This is a genomic window from Chitinophaga sp. (assembly GCF_035564935.1).
GTDB lineage: Bacteria > Bacteroidota > Bacteroidia > Chitinophagales > Chitinophagaceae > Chitinophaga.
The window spans coordinates 1-6,295 of the sequence record NZ_DATMTE010000388.1 but is presented as its reverse complement, the minus strand read 5'-3'; the positions used below and the strand labels follow the sequence as shown (position 1 = coordinate 6,295).

Annotated in this window: 3 protein-coding genes; 2 read left to right on the top strand and 1 reads right to left on the bottom strand. The window is 47.7% G+C overall.

Annotation, left to right across the window (positions count from 1 at the left end):
• Nucleotides 1-368: 368 nt before the first annotated feature.
• A complete protein-coding gene (locus tag VN105_RS10245; RefSeq protein ID WP_325640480.1) occupies nt 369-3,551 on the top strand; it encodes a SusC/RagA family TonB-linked outer membrane protein in 3,183 nt (1,060 codons plus the stop codon).
• 13 nt (nt 3,552-3,564) lie between these two features.
• Nucleotides 3,565-4,995 carry a SusD/RagB family nutrient-binding outer membrane lipoprotein gene (locus tag VN105_RS10240; protein ID WP_325640478.1) on the top strand — a complete coding sequence of 477 codons (1,431 nt, stop codon included), beginning with the start codon at nt 3,565-3,567 and terminating at the stop codon, nt 4,993-4,995.
• Between the two features lie 56 nt (nt 4,996-5,051).
• Here VN105_RS10240 and VN105_RS10235 read toward each other — a convergent pair.
• Nucleotides 5,052-6,295: glycoside hydrolase family 88 protein (locus tag VN105_RS10235; protein WP_325640476.1), on the bottom strand; the 1,244-nt coding region annotated here is incomplete at its 5' end.

Genomic DNA, 6,295 nt, shown 5'->3' with positions numbered 1-6,295 from the left:
CATAGCTGATGTGTACATCCCCTGTTAGTGAGTGCAGTTTATGTATACCAGCTCTAACACTTTATATCTGCAGCCGGCGGCCGCTTTATTACCCTTATCCTTTTACAATATCTAACCCATTGCTGATGTTTTATTAACCACTGTTACCAGCCACAGCCACGGGGATCAGCTCCCATCCTGCATTTTTCGCTAAATATCTATCTGTACTTTTTAAACCTATATAGTCTATAAATTTTGTGGATTAATATTTGTGGCTTACTTTTGCCCCGATATCACGAATTGATCATACACCAAACGCAAATGCCAAAATCTGAACGGTGTAGCATCTCCGCAAAGATCTGAGTCAACTTATAAATCAAGTACAACGCATGAATTACGAAAAAAGGCTGTTATGCTTGCTGCCTGCCTTATTGTGGCTGCAGCAAAGCATCGCCCAGGAAATCAGGGTGAACGGGGTCATCACATCCCGCTCAGACGCACAGCGCATACCCGGCGCAATTGTTCAGGTGAAAGGAACAGGACGTGGCACGCAATCGGATCCGGATGGAAAATATTCGATCAGCGCACAGGTGAATGATACGCTGCAATTCTCCTCACTAGGCTTTGAAACAACATTTGCAGTTGTTGGAAACAATAAAGTGATCAACATCTCCCTGGAAAACAGTAACAGGAAACTGGAAGAAGTAGTGGTAACTGCATTAGGTATTTCACGCGAAAAAAAATCGCTCGGCTATGCTGTACAGGAATTGAAATCAAAAGATTTTTCTGAAGCAAAAGAAACCAACCTGGTAAACGCGCTGTCCGGAAAAATAGCCGGCGTACAGGTAACCAACAGCCAGGGTAACCTCGGCTCTTCCCGTATCATTATCCGCGGAGAAACCTCCATCGCCGGTAATAACCAGCCGCTGTTTGTGCTGGATGGCGTACCGGTAGATAATAGCCAGTTAGGCATCGGAACCGGCCGCGATTTTGCCAATGCCATTTCCGATATCAATCCCGACGATATTGCTTCTATTAGTGTGCTGAAAGGCCCCAACGCTGCTGCGTTATACGGCTCCCGCGCATCCAGTGGCGTAATTGTGATCAAAACAAAAACCGGGAAAGACACGAAAGGTGGCATGGGCGTTACCATAAATTCCGGCGCTACCATCGATAAACTCCTGATCCTGCCCGATTTTCAGAACTCCTACGGACAAGGAACGGGCGGACAGTTTTCCTATAAAGACGGTAAAGGCGGCGGCATCAACGACGGTGTGGATGAAAGCTGGGGGCCAAAACTGGATGGCCGGCTTATCCCGCAATTCTTTTCCAACGGAGAAGCCGTTCCGTTTGTAGCACACCCAGATAACGTTAAAGACTTTTATGTAACAGGCTATACATTGAACAATGGCCTGTCTGTAGGCGGCACCAACGAAAAACTGGATTACCGCTTCTCTTATAACAATACCAAACAAGGCGGTATTTTACCTAATACCGGTATTACCCGCAATACTTTTACCGCGAGTAACACTTTCCGTATTACGCCGAAACTCACACTCAGCACTTATGCGAATTATGTGCGCAGCTCCGCTGATAATCTTCCTGGTGTGGATGGCAGACGTGGCAACAGCGTTACCCTCCAGTTCATCTGGTTTGGCCGGCAGGTAGATGTGAGCAAACTGAAAAACTATAAAAATGCAGATGGCACCGATTACAATTGGAACCATAGCTATTACAGCAATCCTTACTGGATCCAGCATGAGAATACAGTAGGCTTGCTGCGCAACCGCTTCCTGGGCAATGCCCGGTTATCGTACCAGATCGTGGACTGGCTCACGGCCAATTTCCGCATAGGTACCGATTACTACCAGGACAGGCGCAAGTATAAAATCGCCTACTACACCAATGGTACACCGTTTGGCTCCTATACGGAAGACGCTTATGCAGTAAGTGAAACAAATGGAGAGTTTACACTGAATGCGAAGAAAAAGCTGGGAAGTGATTTTGATATAGATGTATTGGCCGGCGCCAACCTGCGCTCCAACCAGCTGGAACAAAATTACCAGCAGGCGCCCCGCCTGGCGGTGAAAGATGTATATACACTGAATAACTCCCGCGATCCGCTGATTTCTACCAGCCTGCTCAACAGGCAGAAAGTATACAGCGGCTTTGCAGCTGCACAGGTAGGCTACCGCAATTATGCATTTCTGAATTTAACAGCGCGCAACGACTGGTCTTCTACATTGCCAAGAGGTAATAACTCCTATTTTTATCCTTCGGTAAACGCCAGCCTGGTATTGTCTGAAGCCCTGCACATCCAGGGCCAGGCGCTCTCCCTGCTCAAACTGCGCGGCGGATGGGCACAGGTAGGAAAGGATACAGACCCCTACCAGGAAATTAATACCTATCCGTTCAACCAACCTTTTGGCTCACTGCCATTACTCACCGTATCGGATAAATACCTGAACAAAGACCTCAAACCGGAAATTACCACTTCAACAGAAGTAGGAGTGGAAGCAGGTTTCATTGATAACCGCGTACGGCTGGATGTTACTTACTACAGCTCTCACAGCCGTAACCAGATCCTGCTGGCGGATGTAAGCTCCACTACCGGGTATCTGAAAAAATTACTGAACACAGGTGAGCTCAGTAATCACGGGGTGGAAGTAATGCTTGGACTAACGCCCATCTCTACACGCTCCGGCTTCCGCTGGGATGCAAACATCAATTATGCACGTAATGTGAGTAAAGTAGTGGAACTGGATGCAGATGGATTTCTGACCAACTATGTACTCGGCAGCTCCGGTAATATCCAGGTGCTGGCCAGTAAGGGACAACGCTACGGCGCCCTTTACGGTACTGCTTATAAAAGAGACAGCGAAAACAGGATACTGGTAAATACAGATGGTACGCCATCAGTAGATCCGAGTAAGAAAATACTGGGCTACTATACACCCAAATGGACAGGGAGCATCAATAATAACTTCTCTTTTAAAGGATTTAATCTGAGTTTCCTGATAGATACCAAACAGGGAGGATCCATCTGGTCCGGTACCAACGCTACGGGTATGGGCACCGGTGTATTGGCGGCAACAATGCCCGGCCGCGACGAGGAAAACGGCGGATTACCTTATTACTATGACGGGGTAAAAAATGTACAATTGCCGGATCACAATGCCACCGCACCAGGCGGGGCTACTGTAAAGCACGACGGGATCATTTTTGATGGCTACACGGCAGATGGTAAAAAGAATACTGCCATCCTCTCAGCACAGAACTACTACAAAGCCGTGTATAGCAGTAACCTGAATGAAAGCGCGGTATACAACGCCTCTTTTGTGAAACTGCGCGAAATCAAAGTAGGGTATACCTTACCGGTTTCACTGGTAAAGAAATGGGGATTACAGGCCGTAAATGTAGCGCTGGTAGGCAGGAACCTGGGCTACCTGCATAAGAACACACCAAACATAGATCCTGAAACAGCCTTTAATACCGGTAATGGCCAGGGACTGGAAACGCTGCAGATACCCACCACCCGCAGCTTTGGCTTTAACCTGAATGTTTCATTTTAATGATTGAATGATTATGAAAAAGTTATTGATATCTTTCTCTTTATTAATCGCTGCAGTGTGGCTGGCTGGTTGCCAGAAAGACCTGGAACGTACCAATATAAATCCAAACGAACCCACGGTTGTGCAGCCGGACTACCTGCTGAGCAACGGTATTAAAGCCAACGTGGATACCTACTGGGGCAGCGATGCCACCATGGAAACCTCCTTGTTATATATTCAGTACTGGGCTAAGATCCAATATCCTGATCCGGACCGTTATATTCCGGCTTCTACCAACATCCAAACGGTATGGAACAATTTTTATGCACAGGGTATAGCAGATTTTACAAAACTGGCAGAACTGGGAGATACCCTGCACAATCCCAATTACAAAGCAGTAGGTATTATCATGCGTTCCTGGATCTTCCAGGTGCTGACTGATTTGTATGGAGATATTCCTTACACACAGGCAGGCAATATTGATAAATATCTTACACCGGTGTACGACAGTCAGCGGGTGGTATACAGGGGGCTGCTGGCAGAACTGAAGAATGCAGTAAGCATTATTTCTCCATCAGATAATCCTATCCTTGGTGATTCTTTACTGGCGGGAAATATGAATGGCTGGAAAAAATTTGCCAACGGACTGCGCTCCCGTATTGCATTGCGACTGGCCGATCGTGATCCGGCTGCCGCTAAAGCAGTATTTGCGGAACTGGCCGCAGAAGGTAACTTCTTCCTGGCTGCCGGCGATCGCGAAGTGAAGCTGAACTACCTCACTTCCCCCAACCAGAACCCTGTTGGCAGGAACAGGGAAACAAGGAACGATTATCGCATCAGTAAAACGGTGGTAGATAAACTGAAAGCGCTGAACGACCCACGCTTAAGCATATACGCAGCATTGCCCGCCGATACCAATGCCTATATCGGCGTTACGAATGGATTGTCGGCCGATTCGGCTTCCAGACTGGGTTTCAGCAAAACTTCCGATATTGGTGCGGCGTTCACGGCAACGCAGGCGCCCGCTTATGTGTTCACCTACGCAGAGCAATTGTTTATCCTCGCGGAAGCGGCACAGCGTAACCTGACCAGCGGTAATGCAGCGGATCTTTATGCACAGGCTATCCGCGCATCTTTCAAACAATACGGCATTACAGGTACGCAGGTAGACGATTACCTGGCGCAACCCGCCGTGGCGTATGATGCCAGTAACTATAAGAAATCGATAGGAGAGCAGAAGTGGCTGGCATTATTCAGTGAAGGACTGGAAGCCTTTGCAGAATGGAGGCGATTGGATTATCCGCAGTTGAAGCCCGCTTACACCGGCGCGTTGCAGGGTAAAATGCCGCTGCGTTTATCATATCCTTCCAGTGAGCAGGCATTGAACGGCGCCAATTATAAAGCGGCAGTGGCCCGCCAGGGGGCGGATCTGTTAACCACGAAGGTGTGGTTTGATATGTACTAGCAAAAATATCTGGTGTGACGGATTTGCAGAAGATCTTCCTGCAGATCCGTCACTTTTTATTTTTTGATATTTGCGCGATAGCGCATGATTTCAATACCTGCCTCTATCACAGGCCCGATACCATGAAAGTCGTTTAGTTCCGTTGGGCGGTTATAATAAAAAGACAGATCCGCCGAAGTGTTTGTACCAATACAAACATCTTTCAACTGACCATCTTCCTGTATTTTCTCCTTTACCAGTCCTTCCCATCCCCTTTCTGCAATAGTGATATAACGTTTATCGAGCCAGCCCTCATTCACACCGCGTGCAATGGAATATACAAACATGGCGGTGCAGGAGGTTTCCGTATAGGAATCTGTACGGTCAAGCACCTGGTGGAACAGGCCGCTGGCCGATTGGTATCTGGCGATGCCGAGGATCTGCCGGGTAACATCTGCAATCACCTCCTGCCTGCCGGGATGATTGACGGGCAGGTAATTGAGCAGCTGTACCTTTGCCAGCATGATCCATCCGTTGGCGCGGCCCCAGTGTGCAACGCCCTGCCTTTTCAGATCTTCATAATAATAGTGCACATACAATTCATTCTTTTCATCCCAGAGGTAGTGTGAAAAATGTTTTACCTGGGCAACCGCATCATCGAAGTAAGAATTGTTGCCGGTGAGTTTGCCCATGCGGGCAAGGAAAGGAACGCTCATATACAGGTCATCGCCCCAAAGGGTCCATTTATAGGGGTAAGGCCGGCACAAAGTACCATCCGGCAGCCTTTCCTGTACCTTGCTGATATGATTGGCCGCTTTATCAATATAAGCCTTGTAATCGCTTCTTTTTACATGCTGGTAAACGTCTATCAGGCTGGCGCCCATAGCGCCGCAATCGTCCAGTACGCGCATATTGATCAATTGGTTGAAAGGAAAGTTTTTATACCGGACTCCTTTTTTGCTGAGTGCTTCAAAATAAGCATAATTGTCAAACGCAAAGGCTACATGTTTCTCCGAAAACTCAGTATACTTTTTATCGTTCAGGTATTCCCCGAGGTCCGTCATAGCGATATTTAATACACCATTGGGATAATGCCATTCACTCAGGTGGTCTGATATCCTGGCAGTTGCACCGGCAGGTATTTCCTTGCTGGTATTCCAGGTTTGGTTGTTATCACCTTTAAACTGGAAAGCGGTGTGGGCAACGGCATAATCTGCCACTTTTTTTACTACTGCTGCATCAGAGGAGTTCTGCTGCGACCAGCCTGCAAACGGCAGGGTAAGTCCCAGGAAGAGAAGGGTTTGTTTTTTCATATGCGGAA

Excerpts from the sequence above, each read along its gene's own strand:
- VN105_RS10245 (WP_325640480.1), top strand. The coding sequence starts at position 369 with ATGAATTACGAAAAAAGGCTGTTATGCTTGCTGCCTGCCTTATTGTGG.
- VN105_RS10240 (WP_325640478.1), top strand. The coding sequence starts at position 3,565 with ATGAAAAAGTTATTGATATCTTTCTCTTTATTAATCGCTGCAGTGTGG.